Raw genomic sequence first — 19,664 nt, 5'->3', positions numbered from 1 at the left:
GTCAACAAAGCAGAAAGTGCCTCTGACCAGCGAGAATAAGGATTGTCTAGGCCCTTGTTCCCGCGCCCGTCGGAGGCACTTTCCAGGTGAGTAAGCGTATCGGGTCGTACCCGCGTGTCCGCGTCGAGGGCGGTGGCCGCGGGGTCGTCTCGCAGTCCGGCGCCGTGCTGCTGGTGGAGACCGCCCGCAAGACAGGGCTGGACGCGGCGATATCGACGGCTCTGGCACCGTGGCGCAAGGCGCGCGCGGTCCATGATCCGGGCAAGATCCTGCTGGACGTCGCGCTCGCGGTGGCTCTGGGCGGGGACTGCCTGGCCGATGTCGCGGTGCTGCGGGCCGAGCCCGCCGTGTTCGGGCCGGTGGCCTCCGACCCGACCATCTCCCGCCTCATCGACACCCTCGCCGCCGCCGGACCCCGCGCACTGGCCGCGATCCGTCGGGCACGGGCCGACGTCCGCGAGCGGGTCTGGCGGCTGGCCTGCGAGGCGGCCCCGGACGCGGACGGCGAGGTGATCGTGGACATCGACGGAGTGCTGGTCCTCGCGCACTCCGAGAAGCAGGACGCCGCCAAGACCTGGAAGAAGACGTTCGGCCACCACCCGCTGTTCGCGTTCGTCGACCATGGCCCGGGCGGGTCCGGGGAACCGGTCGCGGGCCTGCTGCGGCCGGGGAACGCGGGCAGCAACACGGCCGCCGACCACATCGCAGTCGCCCGGACGGCGCTGGCCCAGCTGCCGAAGAAGTACCGGCGCGGACGCCGAACCCTGATCCGCACCGACTCCGCCGGCGGCACCCACGACTTCCTCAACTGGCTCACCGCACGCGGACGATGGCTGTCCTACTCGGTCGGGATGACCATCACCGACCAGGTCCACCAGGCTGTGTTGAAGATCCCGGCCGCGGCCTGGACTCCGGCCGTCGAACCCGGCGGCGAGATCCGCGACGGCGCCTGGGTCGCCGAACTCGCCGGCGACGTCCTCAAAGGCTGGCCGAAGGGGATACGGCTGATCATCCGCAAGGAACGGCCCCACCCCGGAGCCCAGTTGCGGTTCACCGACGCTGACGGCATGCGACTGACCTGCTTCGCCACCAACACCACCGGCACCCCGATCGCGCGCCTGGAGTTGCGCCACCGCATGCGGGCCCGCGCCGAGGACCGCGTCCGCGCCGCCCGCGACACCGGCCTGCGCAACCTGCCTCTCCACCAAGCCGCCCAGAACCAGATCTGGCTGGAGATCGTCCAGCTCGCGCTCGACCTACTGGCCTGGATGCCCATGCTCGCGCTGACCGGGACGGCCCGTCGGTGGGAGCCCAAGCGCATGCGGCTGCGGCTGTTCTCCGCTGCCGCCCAACTCGTCACCACCGGCCGCTGCCGCTACCTCCGCCTGGCCCGGCACTGGCCCTGGACCGACGTGATCACCAGCGCGTTCGCACGCCTGAACGCCCTGCCGGACCCCGGCTGACCAGCGACAACGCCTCATCCCGACGAGCAACGGACCACTTCCGGAGCCGTGGAACCCGGCGCCCACCCGACGCGACAGCCGGGCCATCACCATGCCCACAGGGCAGAAACACCAGCCAGGCCAAGCAAAAACGGCCCGCCAGCCGAGCTGACGAACCGTCATGCAAGATCGAGGTTAACTCCACTGATTCATCTACTGAACTTCCGGCCTGCGGCGTCACCACGAGCCGCAGGCCGAAGTCGTCTCATGGCCTGTCAGCAGGCCAACAGGTCATGAAACTCGGCCGGACGGCGATGCGCGCCGGCCGGGGCCCGTGATCACGCCGTTTCACCGGTCGTTCTGCGGAGGGTTCGCGATGGTCGGGTCCTTCGATGTCTTCGCTATGGCGGGATCCTCCGGGTCCTCGTCGACCGACCAGGGCCGGACGGTGCCGTCGACACCTCCGCCCCAGGGCTGCAGCACCGCGTTCACGGACGAGGCGGGGTTGGTGCCGGGACGGCCATACACCTGAGCCGGCTCGAGCCGCCAGGCGTGGCCCGGCGCGTTCTGCCAACGCGCCCACAGACGGTCGACGTTGGAGTGCAGGAGGAACACAAACGGGTCGTGGAAGGAGAAGTGCGGATTGGCGATCGTGCCGCGGATGTAGCCGCTGTGGATGTAGTTGTGGGAGCCCTGGAGAACCTGGTCCATCGCGGTGTACTGGAGTTCCTCCGGGAGGTTGTCACCGCTGGTGATGATGGTCTCGTCGAGGGCGATGGCGAATCCGAAGAGTACGGTGATCAGGTCCGCCACCACCGGTGCGCCGGCGGCGACGTCGCGCCACACCTTGGTGTGGTCTGGCTCGGTCGTCTCGAAGTCCGGGAACGGCAGTCCGATGTCCCCGGCGGCGTTTCCCATGAAGTCGGGCGTGAAGAGCGCGGCGCGCCCGCCGATGGCAAGGCGAGGATCGGTCGTCCAGTCCCAATAGTGCAGTGATAGATCGGCGTCGATCTCGCGCAGCAGGTGTTCGAGCCGGTAGCACAGCTCCCGATGCCACGGTAGGAACGCCCGGCCGCCGTGGACGTCCTGGCCTGCGACGTGGGCGCCCTTGTGGACCTCCTCCTGCTTGTCCCAGTACGTAACCCCATCGGGGTAAACGTACTTGCCGCCGTCGAGCTGGAGGAAGGCGTCCCGCAGCCGCTCACGTTCCTCCTTGGTGACCGTTGCCACGTCTCGTCGGATCCCGTCTCCTAAGGTCATCACCCTCACCTCTTCGGGGCGTTGATATTTACCCCTCCTCGACTCTCCTCTCACGGGCGGCCGCCTGCACCTCGGTCGGTCCGGCGGCATCTGTCGGCGCCGGTGACTTCAGCCTGGCCGCGGTGACCGCTCGGCCGGAGCTACCGTCGGTCGGCAGGAGCCGGCGTGCACCGATCGGCGGCGACGGCACGGAGCAGGCAGACGAGAACGCATCGGGTTACCGGGTGTTCTACAGCGCGCCGGATTCGGGCGGTGATGATCATCATGGGGACCTCCATAAGGTGTTGGGTGGCCCGGGAGGGCCGGATGTGGCTAATGGGGTCTTGCCTTCAGTGGCTCCTCCGGAGTGGCCGTCCGGCTCTCCGGGGCGCCCTGGCTGCTGATTGAGATATGCGCGCTACGTGCGGTCGCTGTTTATGGAGATGACGGCGGGGTGTTCCTCGGGCCAACGGGATGCGGGTGGGATCGAGGAGGGTTGAGTGAGCGAGCGAAGTGCCCACGTCTGGGCGGGTGTTGACGCCGGGAAGGGCCATCACTGGGCGGCTGTGGTCGACGAGACCGGCGCAACGCTGTGGTCGAAGAAGATCGACAATGACGAGACGGCGATCCTGACCGCCCTCGGTGAGATCCTTGGCCTCGCCGACGAGGTCCACTGGGCGGTGGACATCCCCGGAACGTCTTCCGCCCTGCTGCTGGCCCTGCTTGCGGCCCATGGCCAGCGGGCCGTCTACGTGCCCGGGCGGACCGTCAACCGCATGTCCGGCGCCTACCGGGGCGAGGCGAAGACCGACGCCCGCGACGCCTATGTCATCGCCGAGACCGCCCGGCACCGGCGGGACTTCACAGCGATCGCCGTGCCCGCCCAGCTTGCGGCCGACCTCGCGCTGCTGACCGCGCACCGCTCTGACCTGGTCGCCGACCGGGTTCGGATGATCAACCGGCTCCGCGACGTGCTGACCGGGATTTTCCCCGCCCTGGAGCGGGCCTTCGACTATTCCTGCCACAAGGGCGCCCTGGTCCTGCTGACCGGCTACCAGACCCCGGCCGCGATCCGCCGCCGCGGCCGGGCCCGGCTGACGGCCTGGCTCGCCAATCGCAGCGTCCGCGGCGCCGACGCGGTGGCAGCCACCGCGCTGGAGGCCGCCGAGGCCCAGCGCACCGTGCTGCCCGGCGAGGACGTCGCCGCCGCGATCGTCGCCGACCTGGCCGCACAGATCCTGGCCCTGGACGACCGGATCAAGCGGATCGACAAGCAGATCCGCGACACCTTCCACGCCCACCCGCAGGCCGAGATCATCGAGTCCCTGCCCGGCATCGGACCGATACTCGGCGCCGAGCTCGTCGTGGCCGCCGGCGACCTGTCGGCCTACGCCGACGCCGGCCACCTCGCCTCGGCTGCCGGGCTCGTGCCCGTCCCCCGCGACTCCGGACGCCGCACCGGCAACCTGCACCGGCCCAAGCGGTACAGCCGCCGCCTCCGACGGGTGTTCTACATGTCCGCCCAGACCAGCATCATCAAGGACGGCCCCAACCGGGACTTCTACCTCAAGAAGCGCGCCGAGGGCTGCAAACATGTCCAGGCGATCATCGCTCTCGCCCGACGTCGGGTGAGCGTCCTGTGGGCGCTCCTGCGCGACAACAGGGTCTTCACCCCCGCTCCGGTCGCGCAGGCGGGTTGACTTCGTCATTGAGACTCCGGCGGGGCGGGGAATGCCGCCGGCCCGGAGGGGGTCCGGGCCGGCGGTGGGGGATCGGTTCAGCGGGCGTTGGCGGCTTCGGCGGCCGGTTCGGCGGCCGGGGCCGGGGTGCGGATGGTGAGCGCCGAGGCCAGGGCGCCGACGGCGGCGATGGCGGCGGCGCCGAGGAAGGCGGCCGAGAAGCCGTTGGTGAGGGCCTCGGGGTTGCCGAGTTCGCGAGAGCCGTTGGCGGCCGCCACGGCGGTCATCGCGGCGAGCCCGAGGGCCGAACCCACCTGGTAGCTGGTGTTGACGATGCCCGAGGCCAGACCGCCCTCCGCCGGATTGGGGATGGCCAGCGCGGTGCCCAGCGAGGGGATGAAGGCGAGCGCCATACCGGCCGCGGCGAGCAGTGAGGCGGGCAGGACGTCGACGACGAAGTTGCCGTCCGGGCGGGCGAAGGAGAGCCAGAGCATGCCGGCGGCGAGCGTGAGCAGGCCGGTGACGATCAGCGGCTTGGGGCCGAAGCGGGCGATCAGCTTGGGCGCCAGGACGATCATCATCAGCATGATGGCGCCGGTCATCGGCAGCAGCGCGGCGCCGGAGGCGAAGGCTTCGAGGCCGAGCACCTGCTGGAGGTAGAGGTTGAGGAAGAACCACATCGGAATCCACGCGGCGGCCATCAGCAGCTGGGCGAGGTTGGCGCCGGCCAGGTTGGGGCTTCGCCAGATGCCGAGCCGCATCAGCGGTTCCCGCCGCTTGGCCTGGATGCCGACGAACGCGCCGATCAGCACCACGCCGGCCGCCAGGACGAGCCAGGTGCTCGCCGAGCCCCAACCGGTCTCCGGGGCGCGGACGATCGCGTAGACGGCGGTGGCGAGGCCGAGGGTGACGGTGATCGCGCCGAGCCAGTCGACGGAACCGCGCCGCGCCTGCGCCGCCGGCATGACGCCGGGTGAGGCCAGCAGGACGGCGAGGGCGACCGGGATGTTGATGTAGAAGACCCACTGCCAGCTGGCATACTGGGTGATCACCCCGCCGAGGAAGACCCCGGCCGTGCCGCCGGCCGGCGCGGCCGCGCCGTACAGGGCGAACGCCTTGGTGAGCTCCTGCGGTCGCCCGCCGAACAGGGTCATCAGCAGGGTGAGGGCGGACGGCGCGATCAGCGCGGACCCGGCGCCTTGGACGGCGCGGCCGACCAGTTCGACCCAGCTCTGCGAAGCCAGTCCCGCCACCAGTGAGCCCGCGGCGAGCACGACCCAGCCGGCGGCGAACAGTCGCTTGGCGCCCAGTAGGTCGGAGAGCCTGCCACCGAGCAGCAGCAGGCCGCCGAACGCGATGACGTAGGCGTTGAAGACCCAGGAGAGGTTCTCCGGTGAGAAGCCGAGTGCCGTCTGCATCTCGGGCAGGGCCACGCCGATGATCGAGGTGTCCATGATCACCATGAACTGAGCGAGCGCGATGAGTGCGAGCGCCGTCCAGCGGCGTGGTGACGGAGGTGTGCCGAGGTCCGACATGGCCGTGGCTCCTATAGGGGGTGGGGGTATCTTTGAGCGTGATGAACATACCCCCCTGGGGTACACCAGGCAAGGGTGGTGGAGCGAACGAACTCGTGCACCTCGGACGGTGGTGCGGCGGCAGCTCGAACGCCCTGCCGAAAGGGTGAAGCTGACGCCGAGTTGCCTCGACGCGAACGGGGCGGTGTTGTCGGGGCCGATGCATGTCAGGCAGGGATCAGGGGCCCGAAGAAAGGTGTCGGCTGGCGCGCCTGCGTCGGGGCGCGTGAACGGCGTCAGCCATCTTGAGGGCGCCGATGGCGACGACTGCGCATCTTGGAGGGTGGAGGCTGGAAGGGGCAGGCAGCGTGGCGACACGGCGCGACGCTTCAGTGCAGGCAGGGCGGAAGCGGGTGTGGCCGCAGTCGGCGATCTGCGGCAAGCTGATCAGGGTCCTGGTCAGGTCGCGCCCCGCTGGCGACCTGGCTGACCCGGCCCGTGCGGCCAGGACCGCCCCACGGCTTCGCGCGAGTTGAGGTGGCCGCACGGCGCGGCCCGGCCATCCCGGCCGTCCCCGATCAAGGGTGGGACGGTTTCCGGCACGTCGTGGGGGACAGGGTGAAGCGGGCGCGTCTGACGAGGGCGACCGAGCCCGGTGGCCCGGGGTCGGGGTATTCCGTGGGCGGGCGACAGATATCTGATTGCGCGTCAGGTCTCGGGTGTGACCTGAGCGATGAGCAGGGCGACGTCGTCCTCCGCATGCGGGTGGCGCAGGGCGGACAGGAGTCGGTCGCAGGTGGCCTCCAGTGGTAGCTGCGGGTGGTCGAGGAGGGCGAGGAGGTTCCGCAGCCGGGTGTCGATCGGCTGGGCGCGCGTTTCGACCAGGCCATCGGTGTAGAGCACGAACCGGTCGCCGACGTGCAGCTGAAGGGTGCTGGTCTCGAACGCGATGCCGCCCACCCCCAGCGGCGCGCCGGTGGGCAGGTCCAGCAGTTCCGGCGTGCGACCTGACCTGGCCAGCACTGGCGGCAGGTGCCCGGCCAGTGCGATCCGGCACTGGGTGCGGCGGGGGTCGTAGACGGCGTAGACGCAGGTGGCGATGGTGTCGTCGAGGTCCTGGGTGATGTGGTCGAGGTGGGTGAGGACCCGGGCGGGGTCGAGGCTGAGGGCGGCCAGGGTGCGGGTGGCGGTGCGCAGTTGGCCCATGGTGGCGGCGGCGTTGATGCCGTGGCCCATGACGTCGCCGACGACCAGGGCGGTGTGCTCGGCAGGTTGTCGGATGGTGTCGAACCAGTCGCCGCCGGCTTCGGCGCCGGCGGTCGCGGGCTGGTAGCGGAAGGCGATGTCCAGGCCGGTGGCCTTGGGCGGGCGGCGCGGAAGCAGGTGACGCTGGAGGGTCAGGGCAGCGTCGCGCTGGAGCTGGTACCACCGGGCGTTGTCGATACACACGGCGGCGCGGGCGGCGAGCTCGCCGGCAGTGGTGACGTCGTCGTCGTCGAACGGGGCCGGATTGTCGGTGCGTTTGAGGTCGAGTGCGCCAAGCACCTGGCCGCGGGCGATCAGCGGCACGGCCAGGTAGGAGCGGAGGCGGGCCCGGGCCAGCAGGGCGGCGGCCTCCTCGTCGCGGGCGATCCGCGAGAGGTCGCGGTCCGTCACATGGGCGACGAGGACGGGGCGGCCGGTGGTGACGCACCGGGTGACCAGGCGGTCGATGCCGTAGCGGGCGAGCTGCCCGACCGGATCGGCGGCCTCGACCGCGCCGCTTCGATCGGCGCCGGCCACGGCGAGCGCCCGAAGGATCGCCGAGCCGGGTGTCGCCGCCTTGGTGGCCTTCCCGCCGAGGACCGAGTCGAGGACGTCGACCGCGGCCACGTCGGCGAGCTCGGGAACGGCTACTTCGGCGAGTTCCCCGGCGGTGCGTTCCAGGTCGAGCGTGGTGCCGATGCGCACGGTGGCCCGGGCGATCAGCCCGAGGCGGCGACGGGCCGCGGCTGCCTCCAGCGCGGCACGGTGCCGGTCGGTGACGTCCACCACCGAGACCGCGAGCCCGAGCGTGCGCCCGGCCGGATCCTCCAGCCGGTAGAACGACACCGTCCAGGCGTGGTCGCTGTCCGGGTCGGCCGGCGTGCGGCCGATGGTGAACTCGTCCAGCAGCGGCGCGCCGCTGGCCATCACCCGGCGCATCGCGCCCTCGATGGCCGGCACGTCCAGGAACGGCAGCACCTCGGCCACGGTGCGGCCGAGGTGCCCGGCCGCCGGCAGACCGTTGATCCGCTCCAGCGCCGGATTGACGAGAACGTACCGGAGGTCGGTGTCGAACACGGCCAGGCCGATCGGGGACTGCGCCACCAGGCGCACCGACAGCGCCAGATCCCGCTCCACCCCGCGCAGCACCGCCTCGTCGGTCGCGATGCCGAGTGCGTACACGGCCCCGTGCTCGTCCTGAAGCCGCATGTTGCGGAACTCCACCAGCCGGGTGCCACCGTCCTTGTGTCGGACCGGGAACACCCCGGCCCAGCTTCCGCCGCCGTCCATCACCTTCGCGAACAGCTCCAGGACGAGGCCGAGGTGCTCCTCGGCGACCAGCAGCCGGGCCGCGTACCGGCCGAGCGCCTCGTGGGCGCGATAGCCGAACAGTTCTTCCGCCTGCGGGCTCCACAAGACGATCCGGCCCCGTGCGTCCAGCACCACCGCGGCCACCCCCAGTACGTCCAGCAGTCCGCCGGGCGCCGCCGGGGCTATATGACCGGCGGCGGGGCTGGACCTGAACGCGTCCCCTGCGCTCATGGCCGCCTCCTCACCCGGTGCTTTCCCGTGCCACCTCTACGCGAGTGCCTTCGTGTCCTGCCGCCGACCCTCCGGGAGACTGGTCGCCTCGGGGGTTCCATCGTCCCCCCGCGGCGCCCGCCCGGCAGCCCCAGTCCCTCGTCGCAGCCGGCCGCCCGACCATGGCCAGGTAGCGATGAGTAGAGATGGCATGTACGCTGCGTGTCGCTGGTTGAGCAGCATGCGGGCCCGGCCGCTGCTCCGTGGGGGGAGTCGCACCCGGGCCCCGCCGGCTGGGGCCCGGTCGCACTCGTGGGGGAGTGGCGGCCGGGCCGGTCGGTCAGGTTCGGTCGGCCGGGAGGCGGATGATGAACTTGGCGCCCGGCGTGTTGTCGCGGACCTCGGCGCTTCCGCCGTGGGCGGTGGCGATGTCGCGCACGATGGCGAGGCCGAGGCCGACGCCTCCCCGGTCGCGGCCGCGGGCGTCGTCGAGGCGGGTGAAGCGGTCGAAGACGCGTTCGCGGTCGCCGGGAGGGATGCCGCGCCCGTCGTCGGCGACTGTCAGTTCGGCGGTGCCTGCCCGCACGTGCAGGGTGACGTCGATGCGGTTGGTGGCGTGGCGGGCGGCGTTGTCGAGGAGGTTGCGGACCAGGCGGCCGAGGGCGTGGCGGTCGCCGATCATCCGGGCGGGTGTCACCTGGTGCTGGTCGATGGTGAGCGGTGACCGGGTGCGCAGCCGGCGTACTTCGGCGTAGACGATGTCGTCGAGGTCCATAGGGGTTCGGCGCAGTGCGGGGTGGGCGTCGAGGCGGGCGAGTTGGACGAGGTCGTCGACGAGGGCGGACAGGCGCGTCGTCTCGGCCAGGAGGTCGGGCAGTGTCGTGGCCCAGTGGGTGCTGCCGGGGCGGCGGGTGGCGGTTTCGAGTTCCGTCTTCAGGGTGCTCAGGGGGTTGCGCAGTTCGTGGGCGGCGTCGGCGATGAACTGGCGCTGGCGGCTGATCGAGGTGTCGAGGCGGGTGAGGAGGTCGTTGAGGGTTTCGGCGAGGCGGGCGACCTCGTCGCGAGAGGGTGGGACGGCGAGTCGCTGGTCGAGGTGGGCGGTGGTGATCTGCTCGGCCTGGCGGCGCAGGGTTTCCACGGGGCGCAGGGCGTGTCCGGTCAGCGCCCAGCAGGTGCCGGTGAGGACGGCGAGCAGAAGCGGCGCGCCGATGGCGAGGCCGGCATCGAGGACGGCGAGGCTGCGGTCGACGCCCGCGGTGGACAAGGCCACGTAGACGGCGACCCGGTCGGGGGGTGTGCCGGCAGCCAGGGCGAGCGCGCGGTAGGCGCTTTCGTCACCTATGGGCACGCCGTGGACGGTGCGCGCGGGTGCGTGGCCGTGGTCGGGGGCGGGGAAGGTGAACAGGCGGGGTTCGTCCTGGATGTTGCCGGAGCTGGCGCGGACCGCTCCGCTGCTGTCGATGATCTGGATGGCGGTGCCCTCGGCTTCGGCGGAGGCGGGGATCGCCTGGTCGAGGGGCTGACGGTCGACGGCGGCGGCGATGAGCTGAGCGCGCTGCAGGGCGGTCTCGTCCAGGCCGCCGATCAGGCTGTTGTGCAGCCAGCCGGTCAGGACGAGGGCGGCCGCGGCCAGGCCGGCTGCGATGACCACGGCGGCGGCCGTGGTCAGCCGGGCCCGCAGAGAGCGGCGGGCCCACCATGCGGGGACGGCGCGCACGTTCAGCCTCCGCTGCTGCTGAGGCGGTACCCGGTGCCGCGGAGGGTCTCGATCGCGGCGCGGTCGAAGGGCGCGTCGATCTTGCGGCGGAGGTAGCCGATGTAGACCTCGACGACGTTGACGTCGCCGTCGAAGTTCTCGTCCCAGACGTGGTCGAGGATGTCGGTCTTGGAGACAGCTTCGCCCCTGCGACGCATCAGGTACTCCAGGAGCGCGAACTCGCGGGGAGTGAGGGCGACCGGCTGCCCGCAGCGTCGGCACTCGCGCCGGCCCGGGTCCAGTTCCAGGTCCCCGGCGGTGAGTACGGCGGGGCGGGCGGGGGCGCCGCGGCGGAGCAGGGCGCGCAGGTGGGCGACGAGGACGACGGTGGAGAACGGCTTGACGACGTAGTCGTCGGCGCCGAGGTCAAGGGCGTCGGCCTCGTCCCACTCGCCGTCCTTGGCGGTGAGCATCAGGACGGGAGTCCACACGTCGGCCGCGCGCAGGCGGCGCACGACGTCGTAGCCGGACAGCGCGGGCAGCATGATGTCCAGGACGACGACGTCGTAAAGGCCCTGCTCGGCGCGCCACAGACCCTGCTCGCCGTCGTGGGCGACATCGACCGTGAAGCCCTCCGCCGTCAGGGCGCGGGCGGTGGCCGCGGCGAGGAGCCGTTCATCCTCCACGAGCAGGACGCGCATCGATCAGTCCTTTCTGCCGCTGATACATCCAGGCTAGGAGCACCGCGCTGAGAGGCGGCTGAGAAGGCTCTCAGCCGCTCAGCCTCCTCTCAGCCGGGCGCGTCCATGCTGGGAGTGCGTCGCAGGGGATGGGCCCCGAAGACGCGGAAGTGAGGACCACGGTGAAGGACATCATGACCAAGGCGCGGCGGCGGATGGCCGTCGTGGCCGGCGCGCTTCTGGCCGCGGGCTCCCTCGGCGGCGTCGCCGCCACCGCCGCCACGGCCGCCGCCCCGGCGGCCCCAGTCGCCGCTGCCCCGGTTCCGGGTGACCCGGACACCCTCCAGCAGGGCGACCGGAGCTCCCCGGACACCGCAACCGGCACCGCCGCCAGCGGGACCACGAACGGCTCCGAGAACGGCACGGAGAACGGGGCGGAGCACGAGATGGCGGGCGAGGCGGAGAACGGCCCGTCCGACGGCCCCGGCGGGCACGCGGACCCGTCCGCGGCCGTCGCGCACGAGTTCAACGGGGTGGAGTGATCAAGGAAAGGGAGATGCGGCCTCGCCGGACCGGCTGCCGGGACCGGCGAGGCGTCGACGTCTCGGCAGCCGAGCGCGACACCACCCACTGTCGACTACAGGCGTGTAGACGATAGGGTGCGGGTGACAGCGCGCCTCCGCCGGTTCCCCCGGACCGGCGGCGGCGCGTTCGCGTACCGTCCGGCAGTCTCGCGAAGGTGGCCGCTCCGTGTCTGTCCAGTCCCCGCCCGTTGTCGCCCGCGCCGGGCAACGTCCCGCCGTACCCGGTCGGGCACGGCACACGGCGGCCGCGGCCACCGTCTGGTATCTGCGCCTGCTGGCCGCGCTGAACGTAGCGGCCGTGGTCGCGGCCCCGTTCCGGCGGGAGGTCCGCGAGCACAACACGGGCGAGCTGTTCACTCCCTACCTGGCCACGGCCGGCCTGGTGACGGCCGTGCTGGCATCGTTTCTCGCGGTGGTCATGCGCCGCCGCAAGCGGGCCGCGTGGATCCTCAATCTGGCTCTGGCCACACCTCTGCTCGCCCTGTACACGGCGGCGATGACCCAGGAGGCATACCGGCGGCACGCCTTCAACTGGTTCTCCACCGTCCTGACCGCCCTGTTCGTCGCGGCGCTGCTGCTCGGGCGGGGTGAGTTCCGGGCCAGGGGCCCCCGCTCCAACACCCAGCGGGGACTGGCGGCCCTCGCAGTTGCCGCCGTCGCCTGCGGGGCGGCCGGTACGGCCCTGGTGACCGCGACCAACCGGCTGGGCGGCGCCTCCCTGGACGACCGGGTCGCCTACAGCCTGCTGCGCGTGGTCACCCTGGGGCCCGGCGCCGACGGCCTCGACGCGATCGCGGTGCCGCGCTGGGTGGACGTGCTGATCAACATCCTGGCGGCGCTCTCGCTGCTGGCGGTGCTGTACGTGTGCTTCCGAGCCCCGCGCGGCAAGGAGCTGCTGACGGCCGCGGACGAGGAGCGGCTTCGCGCGCTGCTGGAGCGCCACGGCGCAAGGGACTCGCTCGGGTACTTCGCGCTGCGACGGGACAAGGCGGTGGTCTTCTCCCCGAGCGGGAAGGCTGCCATCGCCTACCGGGTGGTGGGCGGTGTCACGCTGGCCTCCGGCGACCCGATCGGCGACACGGAGGCGTGGCCCGGAGCGATAGCGGCGTGGCTCGGCCAGGCCCGGGAGCACGCGTGGGTGCCGGCCGTGATCGGGGCGAGCGAGGCGGCCGGCGTGGTGTACGCCCGGCACGGCCTGGACGCCCTGGAGCTCGGCGACGAAGCGATCGTCGATCGCCGCGACTTCACCCTCGAGGGCCGCACCATGCGGCCCGTGCGCCAAGCCTGCCGCCGGGTCCAGCGCGCCGGCTACACCGTGCGCATCCGCCACCACGAGGACATCCCCGAGGCCGAGATGGCCGATCTCGTCGAGCGGGCCGACCGGTGGCGCGCCACCGACACCGAGCGCGGCTTCTCGATGGCGCTGGGCCGCCTCGGCGACCCCGGCGACGGGCGATGCGTCATGGTCGAGTGCCACGACGCCCACGGAGAGCTGCGCGCGCTGCTGAGCTTCGTCCCCTGGGGCGGCGAGGGCCTGTCGCTGGACCTGATGCGCCGTGACCGCGCCTGCGACAACGGACTGGTGGAGTTCATGGTCGCCGAGCTGCTGCAGCGCTCACACCTTCTCGGGGTGGAGCGGCTGTCGTTGAACTTCGCGATGTTCCGCTCCGTGTTCGAACGCGGCGCGCGGCTGGGCGCCGGGCCGTTCCTCCGGCTGTGGCGCTCGGCGCTCACGTTCTTCTCCCGCTGGTGGCAGATCGAGTCCCTGTATCGGGCGAACGCCAAGTACCGGCCCGGATGGGAGCCGCGCTTCCTGCTGTTCGAGAACAGCGGCGAGCTGCCCCGCATCGGCCTGGTCTGCGCCCGCGCAGAGGGCTTCGTCGCCGCCCCGAGGCTCGGCTCCCTCTTCCGCCGCCGCCACTGGCCACCGGGGTCCTGAACTGTCCCGCGAGCTCTCAGCCCGCGGGTAGGAGCAGCGTGAAGGTGGTCGGCGCGCTGCCGGTGACGTGGAGCCTTCCACCGGCGGTCTCGGCCAGCTCCCTGGCCAGGGCCAGCCCGATGCCGTGCCCGGCGCCGGTGGTGGCACCCCGCCGGAACACCTCGCCCGGGTCCAGAGCGAGGGCGCCCTCGTCGGCGACGTCCACGGCGGTAGCGCCACCGATCTCGCGCAGGATGACCGTGACGGTGCCGCGGCCGTGCGTGCGTGCGTTGTCGAGCAGCACGTCGAGGATCTGAGCGGCAGTGGCGCCGGGCAGCCGCAGCCCCTCGCCTCCCTCCTGCACGGCCACCCGCAGCCGTCGCCCGCCGCGGGCCAGCACGCCGTGCCAGCGCCCTTCCAGAGCGCCAAGGACGTCGGCGGCGGGCACGAGCGCGGCCGCGTGCGGCGCGGACGGGCCGGGCCGGGTCATGCGCAGCACCTCATCGACGGTGGCCTGCAAGTGCCGGGACCGTTCCAGGGCCTGCTCCAGGTCCGACCGCAGCACGGAGCTCCGGTGCGCCAAGGCGGCCTCCAGGCCGAGCTGGAGCCCGGCGAGGGGGGTACGCAGCTGGTGGGACGCGTTCTGGCTGAACTCCCGTTCGCGCTGCAGCGTGCGGGACAGGCGGGTGACCATGGTGTTCTGCGCGCCGGCGAGCTGGTCGATCTCTGCGATGCCGCAGGAGGCGGCACGGGCGCTCAGGTCACCGGCGGTGACACTCTGTGCGGCCTCGGACAGGGCTTCCAGGGGTGCGCTGAGGATCCGGGCCTGGCGGCGCGCCACCAGGACGGCAGCGGTCAGCGCGACAAGGGCCGTGACGGCCAGGGCCAGCCACGCCAGGGCAACACGGCGCCAGACCTGACCCGCCGGGGCGGAGGCCCGCACCGCGCCGGTGCGCGCGCCGACGGGCAGGGCGACTGCGGCTACCAGCCGGCCGCCGCTCTGCCCGACGACCACGGAGTTGCCGGTGACGGATCGGCGGACCACCTCGTCCGCCTGGGAGGGCCCGGTGCCGGCGGTCAGACGCAGTGCCTGGTCATACACCCCCAGGCGTGTGCCGCTCTCCGGCATCGGAACGTCGATGCTCTCGTCGGCGGCCAGGCGCGGGCCCGCCTGTACGGCCAGGGAGAGCACCTGGCGTTCCAACTCGCCGCGTTCGTCTGCGAAGAACATCAGCTTGACCGCGATGGCCAGCGGCAGTGCGAACAGGGCCAGGGCCGCTGCCACGGCGAGCACGGCCACACGGACCACACGGTGTTTCATGCCGTTCATGATGCCGCCGACACGGCGCGCAGGCTGTGGGCGGCAGGGCGTTTTGCCGTCCTTTAACCGGCCTCTCGGCAGGCGTTAACCCGGGCACTCCTAGCGTCGGTGGTGTCGGAGAGACGATCCCTGGGAGGATGCGATGTCCAGCAAACGCGCGGTTCTGGCGGTGGCGGCGGCAGCTGCCGCGGCAGCCCTGGCAGCGGGCTGTTCCGGCTCCGGCGGCGCGCCGCCCCCGGCGAGCACCGGCGGGGGATCGGCCGCGGTGGCACCGACGCCCGGACCCGCCGAATCCAATCCCGCCGGGGACATCCCCGACAACCAGGCCTACGTGGCGTACACGCCGGACGGGGGCGGGTTCACGGTCAAGACCCCCGAGGGTTGGTCGCGCAGCACCACAGGCCAGGCGGTGGTCTTCTACGACAAGCTGAACCGGATCGAGATCACGGCGGGGACGGCGCCGAGCGCGCCCACCGCCGAGTCGGTCGCCGCCCAGGTGGTGCCAGCGCTGGAGAAGCAGGTGCCGAAGTTCACGATGGGGAAGGTCTCCACCGTGTCCCGGGCCGCCGGCACGGCGGTCCTGGTCACCTACCAGGGTGACTCCGCCCCGGACGCGGTGACGGGCAAGGTCGTGCGCGACGCCTTCGAGCAGTACACGTTCTACCAGGGCGGCCGGCAGGTCGTCCTGACCCTGTCCGGGCCCGTCGGCGCGGACAACGCCGACCCGTGGCGCACCGTCACCGACTCCTTCCGGTGGACCTGATGGCGGCCGGCCAGGATCCACACGCGCTGGAGGCCCGTGACCTGTACCGGTTCTACCGGGCCGGCGAGGAGGAGACGCTGGCGCTGCGCGGGGTGAGCCTGACGGTTGGCCGCGGGGAGGTCGTTGCCGTGGCAGGGCCCTCGGGAGCGGGCAAGTCGACGCTGGTGGCGTGCCTGGCCGGGCTGGAGGAGCCGGACGGCGGTGTGGTTCTGATCGGCGGCGAGCGCATCAGCCACCGGCCCGAGGCCGACCGCGCCCGTGCCCGCGCCCGGCGCATCGGGGTCCTGCTGCAGTCGGCCAACCTTATCGGCCACCTGGACGTGCGTGCCAACATCCGCCTCGCCCAGCACGCCGCCCGTGGCGGCGCCGGGCCGCAGGCGGGCGAGCTGCTGGAGGATGTCGGCCTGTCCCACCGCTCACGTGCCCTGCCCTCGCAGCTCGCCGGCGGCGAACTCGCCCGGGCCGCCCTGGCCGTCGCGCTCGCCAATGACCCCGACATCCTCCTCGCCGACGAGCCGACCGGCGAACTCGACGGTCAGAGCGAACAGCAGGTCCTGGACCGGCTTCGGGCCCGCGCCGAGGCGGGCGGCGGCGTCCTGCTGGTCACCCACAGCCGCCAGGTCATGAACATCGCCGACCGGGTCCTGGCGCTGCGCGACGGAAGGATCCAGCCGTGAGAGAACAGCCGAGAGTCGAATGCCACGACGTCGCCCGCACCTTTGGCCGCGGAGCGGCTGCCGTTGTCGCCGTGCACGGCACCAGCTGCCGTGTCCACGCAGGCGACCGCATCGCGATCACCGGCCCGTCCGGGTCGGGGAAGTCCACGCTGCTGCACCTGATGGCCGGACTCGAACAGCCCACCCGCGGCCGCGTCACCTGGCCTCATCTCCCCGGCGGCGCATCCGATCTGGCCCGCGAGATCGGCGTCGTCTTCCAGGGCCCCAGCCTCATCCCGGCCCTGGACGTCGCCGAGAACACCCAGCTGCCCCTGGACCTCGCGGGCCTACCCCAAGCGCAGGCCCGCGCCCGCGCCGAGGCCGCGCTCGCCCGCGTCGGCGTCACCGACCTTGCCCGCAAACTCCCCGAAGAGCTCTCCGGAGGCCAGGCCCAGCGCGTGGCCATCGCCCGCGTCCTGGCCCTTCGCCCCTCACTGATCCTGGCGGACGAACCCACCGGCCAACTCGACCAGGCCACCGGCCAGCACGTCATCGACGTCCTGCTGGCGGCCGCCCACGACACCGGCGCCGCCCTCGTCGTCACCACCCACGACGAGGCCGTCGCCGCGCGCCTGCCCATCCGGTGGCGCATGCACGACGGACGCCTCCTCGACACCGACCCGCCTCCCACACCACCGACGGCCCACGCCGCGCCCCCGCAGGAGGAATCGTGATCACCGCCTGGATCACCGGCCTGCTGCGGCACCGGGCCGGCCGCCTGCTGGCCACGGCGGCCGGGATCTCCCTGGCCGTCGCCCTCATCGCCTCCCTCGGAGCGTTTCTGACCGCCTCCAAGGCGACCATGACCGCCCGCGCCATCCGCTCCGTCGCCGTCGACTGGCAGGTCGAAGTCAAACCCGGCGCCGACCCCGCCCGCGCCCTCGATGCCATCCGTGCCGACGGTGGCACACGCACCGCACTGCCCGTGCAGTTCGCGAACACGACCGGACTCCAGGCCAACACCGCCGCCGCCACGCAGAACACCGGTCCCGGCGTCGTCCTCGGCCTGCCCGACGGCTACCAACACGCCTTCCCCGGCGAGATCCGCCCCCTGGCGGGCAGCACCTCCGGTGTACTGATCGCCCAGCAGACCGCGGCAAACCTGCACGTCATGCCCGGCGACACCGTCCGCATCGGCCGCACCGGCACCGACGCGGCCACCGTCACCATCGACGGCGTCGTCGACCTGCCCCAGGCCGACTCGCTGTTCCAGAAAGTCGGCGCTCCGCCCCAGTCCCAGCCACCCGCCCCGCCCGACAACGTCATCCTGCTGCCAGCCCCGGTCTTCGCAGCCGTGACCGCTCCCGCCCGCGCAGCCGACCCCACCGCCGTCACCACCCAGATCCACCTCTCCCGCAGCGCCCCGCTGCCGAGCGACCCCGCCGCCGCGTACACCGCGGTCACCGCCGCCGCCCACCATCTGGAAGCACAGCTCGCCGGCTCCGCCCAGGTCGGCGACAACCTCGCCGCCACCCTCGACGGCGCCCGCAAGGACGCCCTCTACGCCCAGATCCTCTTCCTCTTCCTCGGCACCCCGGGAGCCGTCGTCGCCGCCCTGCTGACCGCCGCCGTCGCCGGAGCAGGAGCCCAGCGGCGCCGCCGCGAACAGGCCCTGCTACGCACCCGCGGACTGCGACCGCGCCAGGTCCTCGCCCTGGCCGGCGCCGAAGCCGCGCTCGTCGGCATCACCGGAGGCCTCGCCGGTATCGCCATCGCCGCCGTCGCCGGACAACTCGCCTTCCACGCCGCCTCCTTCGGCACCACCGTGGCATCAGCCATCGGCTGGTTCGGTCTCGCCCTGGGCACGGGGCTGGTGATCGCCGCGGCCGCCGTTCTCCTGCCCGCCCTGCGCGACCTGCGCACCAGCACCGTCGCCCAGACCCGCCGCACCATCGGCCGCACCCGCAACCCCTGGTGGATGCGCTACGGCCTCGACGCGGCCCTCCTGGCCGGCGCCCTCCTGGTCTTGCGTGCTTCCAGCGGCAACAACTACGCCCTGGTCCTCGCGCCCGAAGGCGTCTCCAGCATCTCGGTGTCCTACTGGGCGTTCCTGGGCCCCGCCCTGCTGTGGGCCGGCGCAGCCCTGCTGCTGTGGCGCCTGAGCACACTCGCGCTCGCCCACGGACGCCGCCCGCTGGCCGCCCTGACCCGCCCGCTCACCGGGGCCCTCGCCACCACCACCGCGGCCGGCATGTCCCGCCGGCGCAGCCACCTGGCCCGCTCGATCGTGCTGCTCGCCCTGGCCGTGTCCTTCGCCGCGTCCACCGCGACCTTCAACGCCACCTACCGCCAGCAGGCAGAGGCCGACGCCCAGCTCACCAACGGCGCCGACGTCACCGTCACCCAGTCACCCGGCACCGCCGCCGGCCCCGACACCGCCGACCGCCTGGCCCACGTGCCCGGAGTGCGCCACGTCGAACCCCTCCAGCACCGCTTCGCCTACATCGGCGCCGACCTGCAGGACCTGTACGGCGTGCGGCCCGCCACCATCACGTCCGCCACCGCCCTCAAGGACGCCTACTTCACCGGCGGCACCGCCACACAGCTCATGGCCCAACTCGCCGCCCGGCCCGACTCGCTCCTCGTCAGCGCCGAAACCGCCAAGGACTTCCAGCTCAGTCCCGGAGACCAGGTCAACCTGCGCCTGCCGGACAGCCGCACCGCGGCCCTGCGCACCGTGACGTTCCACTACACCGGCATCGTCAAGGAGTTCCCCACCGCGCCGAAGGACAGCTTCTTCGTCGCCAACGCCGACTACATCGCCCGCGCCACCGGCAGCGACGCCGTCGGCGCCTTCCTCGTCGACACAGGCGGCACCCGCCAAAGCACCGTCGCCCAGCAACTGCGCACCCAGCTGGGCACCACCGCGACCGTCACCGACATCACCCAGACCCGCGCCAAGGTCGGCTCCAGCCTCACCTCCGTCGACCTCACCGGGCTCACCCGCATCGAGCTCACCTTCGCAGTCCTGCTCGCCGCCGGCGCCGGCGGTATCGTCCTGGCCCTCGGCCTGGCGGAGCGCCGCCGCACCTTCGCCATCACCACCGTCCTCGGCGCCACCCGCCGCCAACTGCGCGGACTGGTCCTGAGCGAGGCGGGCGTACTGACCCTGGCCGGACTCGCCGGCGGCGCCCTCATCGCCTGGCCCTTGGCCCACATGCTCGTCACGGTCCTCACCGGCGTCTTCGACCCGCCGCCGTCCACCGTGGCCGTCCCGTGGCCCTACCTCGCCCTCACCGCCGCGAGCGCCACCGCCGCCATCACCGCAGCCGCGCTCACCGCCGCCCGCACCTCCACCCGCCCTCCCGTCGAAGAACTCCGCGAACTCTGATCCACCCGCCAGGCA

Annotated in this window: 14 protein-coding genes; 8 read left to right on the top strand and 6 right to left on the bottom strand. The window is 72.4% G+C overall.

What is annotated here, in order from left to right:
* Positions 1-86: 86 nt before the first annotated feature.
* Positions 87-1,463: an IS1380 family transposase gene (locus tag ACIQWA_RS06710; RefSeq protein ID WP_402479000.1), complete on the top strand. Its 1,377-nt coding sequence runs from the start codon at positions 87-89 to the stop codon at positions 1,461-1,463.
* Positions 1,464-1,790: 327 nt separating this feature from the next.
* On the opposite strand, the gene ACIQWA_RS06705 is transcribed toward ACIQWA_RS06710, so the two are convergent.
* A complete protein-coding gene (locus ACIQWA_RS06705; protein ID WP_402478997.1) occupies positions 1,791-2,672 on the bottom strand; it encodes a tyrosinase family protein in 882 nt (293 codons plus the stop codon).
* A 509-nt stretch (positions 2,673-3,181) separates the two neighbouring features.
* Here ACIQWA_RS06705 and ACIQWA_RS06700 point away from each other — a divergent pair.
* Positions 3,182-4,381 carry an IS110 family transposase gene (locus ACIQWA_RS06700; RefSeq protein ID WP_402478995.1) on the top strand — a complete coding sequence of 400 codons (1,200 nt, stop codon included), beginning with the start codon at positions 3,182-3,184 and terminating at the stop codon, positions 4,379-4,381.
* Positions 4,382-4,458: 77 nt separating this feature from the next.
* Here the strand turns inward: ACIQWA_RS06700 and ACIQWA_RS06695 are convergent, their stop codons facing one another.
* The 4 genes from ACIQWA_RS06695 to ACIQWA_RS06680 form a co-directional block, all read right to left on the bottom strand.
* Entirely contained in the window at positions 4,459-5,895 is a 1,437-nt protein-coding gene (locus tag ACIQWA_RS06695) for an MFS transporter (RefSeq protein ID WP_402478992.1), read from the bottom strand.
* Between the two features lie 687 nt (positions 5,896-6,582).
* On the bottom strand, positions 6,583-8,661 hold the full coding sequence (locus tag ACIQWA_RS06690; protein ID WP_402478989.1) for a SpoIIE family protein phosphatase: 2,079 nt from the start codon (positions 8,659-8,661) through the stop codon (positions 6,583-6,585).
* Between the two features lie 319 nt (positions 8,662-8,980).
* The gene (locus ACIQWA_RS06685; RefSeq protein WP_402478987.1) at positions 8,981-10,357 is read right to left on the bottom strand and encodes an ATP-binding protein; all 1,377 of its coding nucleotides are present in this window, start codon (positions 10,355-10,357) and stop codon (positions 8,981-8,983) included.
* A 2-nt stretch (positions 10,358-10,359) separates the two neighbouring features.
* Positions 10,360-11,037 carry a response regulator transcription factor gene (locus ACIQWA_RS06680; RefSeq protein WP_402478984.1) on the bottom strand — a complete coding sequence of 226 codons (678 nt, stop codon included), beginning with the start codon at positions 11,035-11,037 and terminating at the stop codon, positions 10,360-10,362.
* A gap of 149 nt (positions 11,038-11,186) precedes the next feature.
* Between ACIQWA_RS06680 and ACIQWA_RS06675 the strand changes: the two genes are divergently transcribed.
* Together ACIQWA_RS06675 and ACIQWA_RS06670 are read left to right on the top strand one after the other, a co-directional pair.
* Entirely contained in the window at positions 11,187-11,558 is a 372-nt protein-coding gene (locus tag ACIQWA_RS06675) for a hypothetical protein (RefSeq protein ID WP_402478981.1), read from the top strand.
* A gap of 208 nt (positions 11,559-11,766) precedes the next feature.
* On the top strand, positions 11,767-13,539 hold the full coding sequence (locus ACIQWA_RS06670; protein WP_402478979.1) for a phosphatidylglycerol lysyltransferase domain-containing protein: 1,773 nt from the start codon (positions 11,767-11,769) through the stop codon (positions 13,537-13,539).
* Positions 13,540-13,555: 16 nt separating this feature from the next.
* Here ACIQWA_RS06670 and ACIQWA_RS06665 read toward each other — a convergent pair whose 3' ends face one another.
* Positions 13,556-14,839, bottom strand: a complete 1,284-nt coding sequence (locus ACIQWA_RS06665; RefSeq protein WP_402478976.1) for a sensor histidine kinase — start codon at positions 14,837-14,839, stop codon at positions 13,556-13,558.
* A gap of 142 nt (positions 14,840-14,981) precedes the next feature.
* Here ACIQWA_RS06665 and ACIQWA_RS06660 point away from each other — a divergent pair, with 142 nt between their 5' ends.
* From ACIQWA_RS06660 to ACIQWA_RS06645, 4 genes are all read left to right on the top strand, one after another.
* Positions 14,982-15,602: a hypothetical protein gene (locus ACIQWA_RS06660; RefSeq protein ID WP_402478975.1), complete on the top strand. Its 621-nt coding sequence runs from the start codon at positions 14,982-14,984 to the stop codon at positions 15,600-15,602.
* Positions 15,602-16,279: an ABC transporter ATP-binding protein gene (locus ACIQWA_RS06655; protein ID WP_402478972.1), complete on the top strand. Its 678-nt coding sequence runs from the start codon at positions 15,602-15,604 to the stop codon at positions 16,277-16,279. The genes ACIQWA_RS06660 and ACIQWA_RS06655 overlap by 1 nt, the downstream gene beginning before the upstream one ends.
* A 71-nt stretch (positions 16,280-16,350) precedes the next feature.
* Positions 16,351-16,992 (top strand): ABC transporter ATP-binding protein, encoded by a 642-nt coding sequence (locus ACIQWA_RS06650; RefSeq protein ID WP_402478970.1) that lies wholly within the window; start codon positions 16,351-16,353, stop codon positions 16,990-16,992.
* Positions 16,989-19,649 carry an ABC transporter permease gene (locus ACIQWA_RS06645; protein WP_402478967.1) on the top strand — a complete coding sequence of 887 codons (2,661 nt, stop codon included), beginning with the start codon at positions 16,989-16,991 and terminating at the stop codon, positions 19,647-19,649. Before ACIQWA_RS06650 ends, ACIQWA_RS06645 begins: the two co-directional genes overlap by 4 nt.
* The last annotated feature ends 15 nt before the right edge of the window (positions 19,650-19,664 follow it).

It is taken from the genome of Kitasatospora sp. NPDC098652 (genome assembly GCF_044760155.1).
GTDB lineage: Bacteria > Actinomycetota > Actinomycetes > Streptomycetales > Streptomycetaceae > Kitasatospora.
Note: the sequence above shows the minus strand (reverse complement) of the source record. Positions and strands in the feature narration are given on the sequence as shown.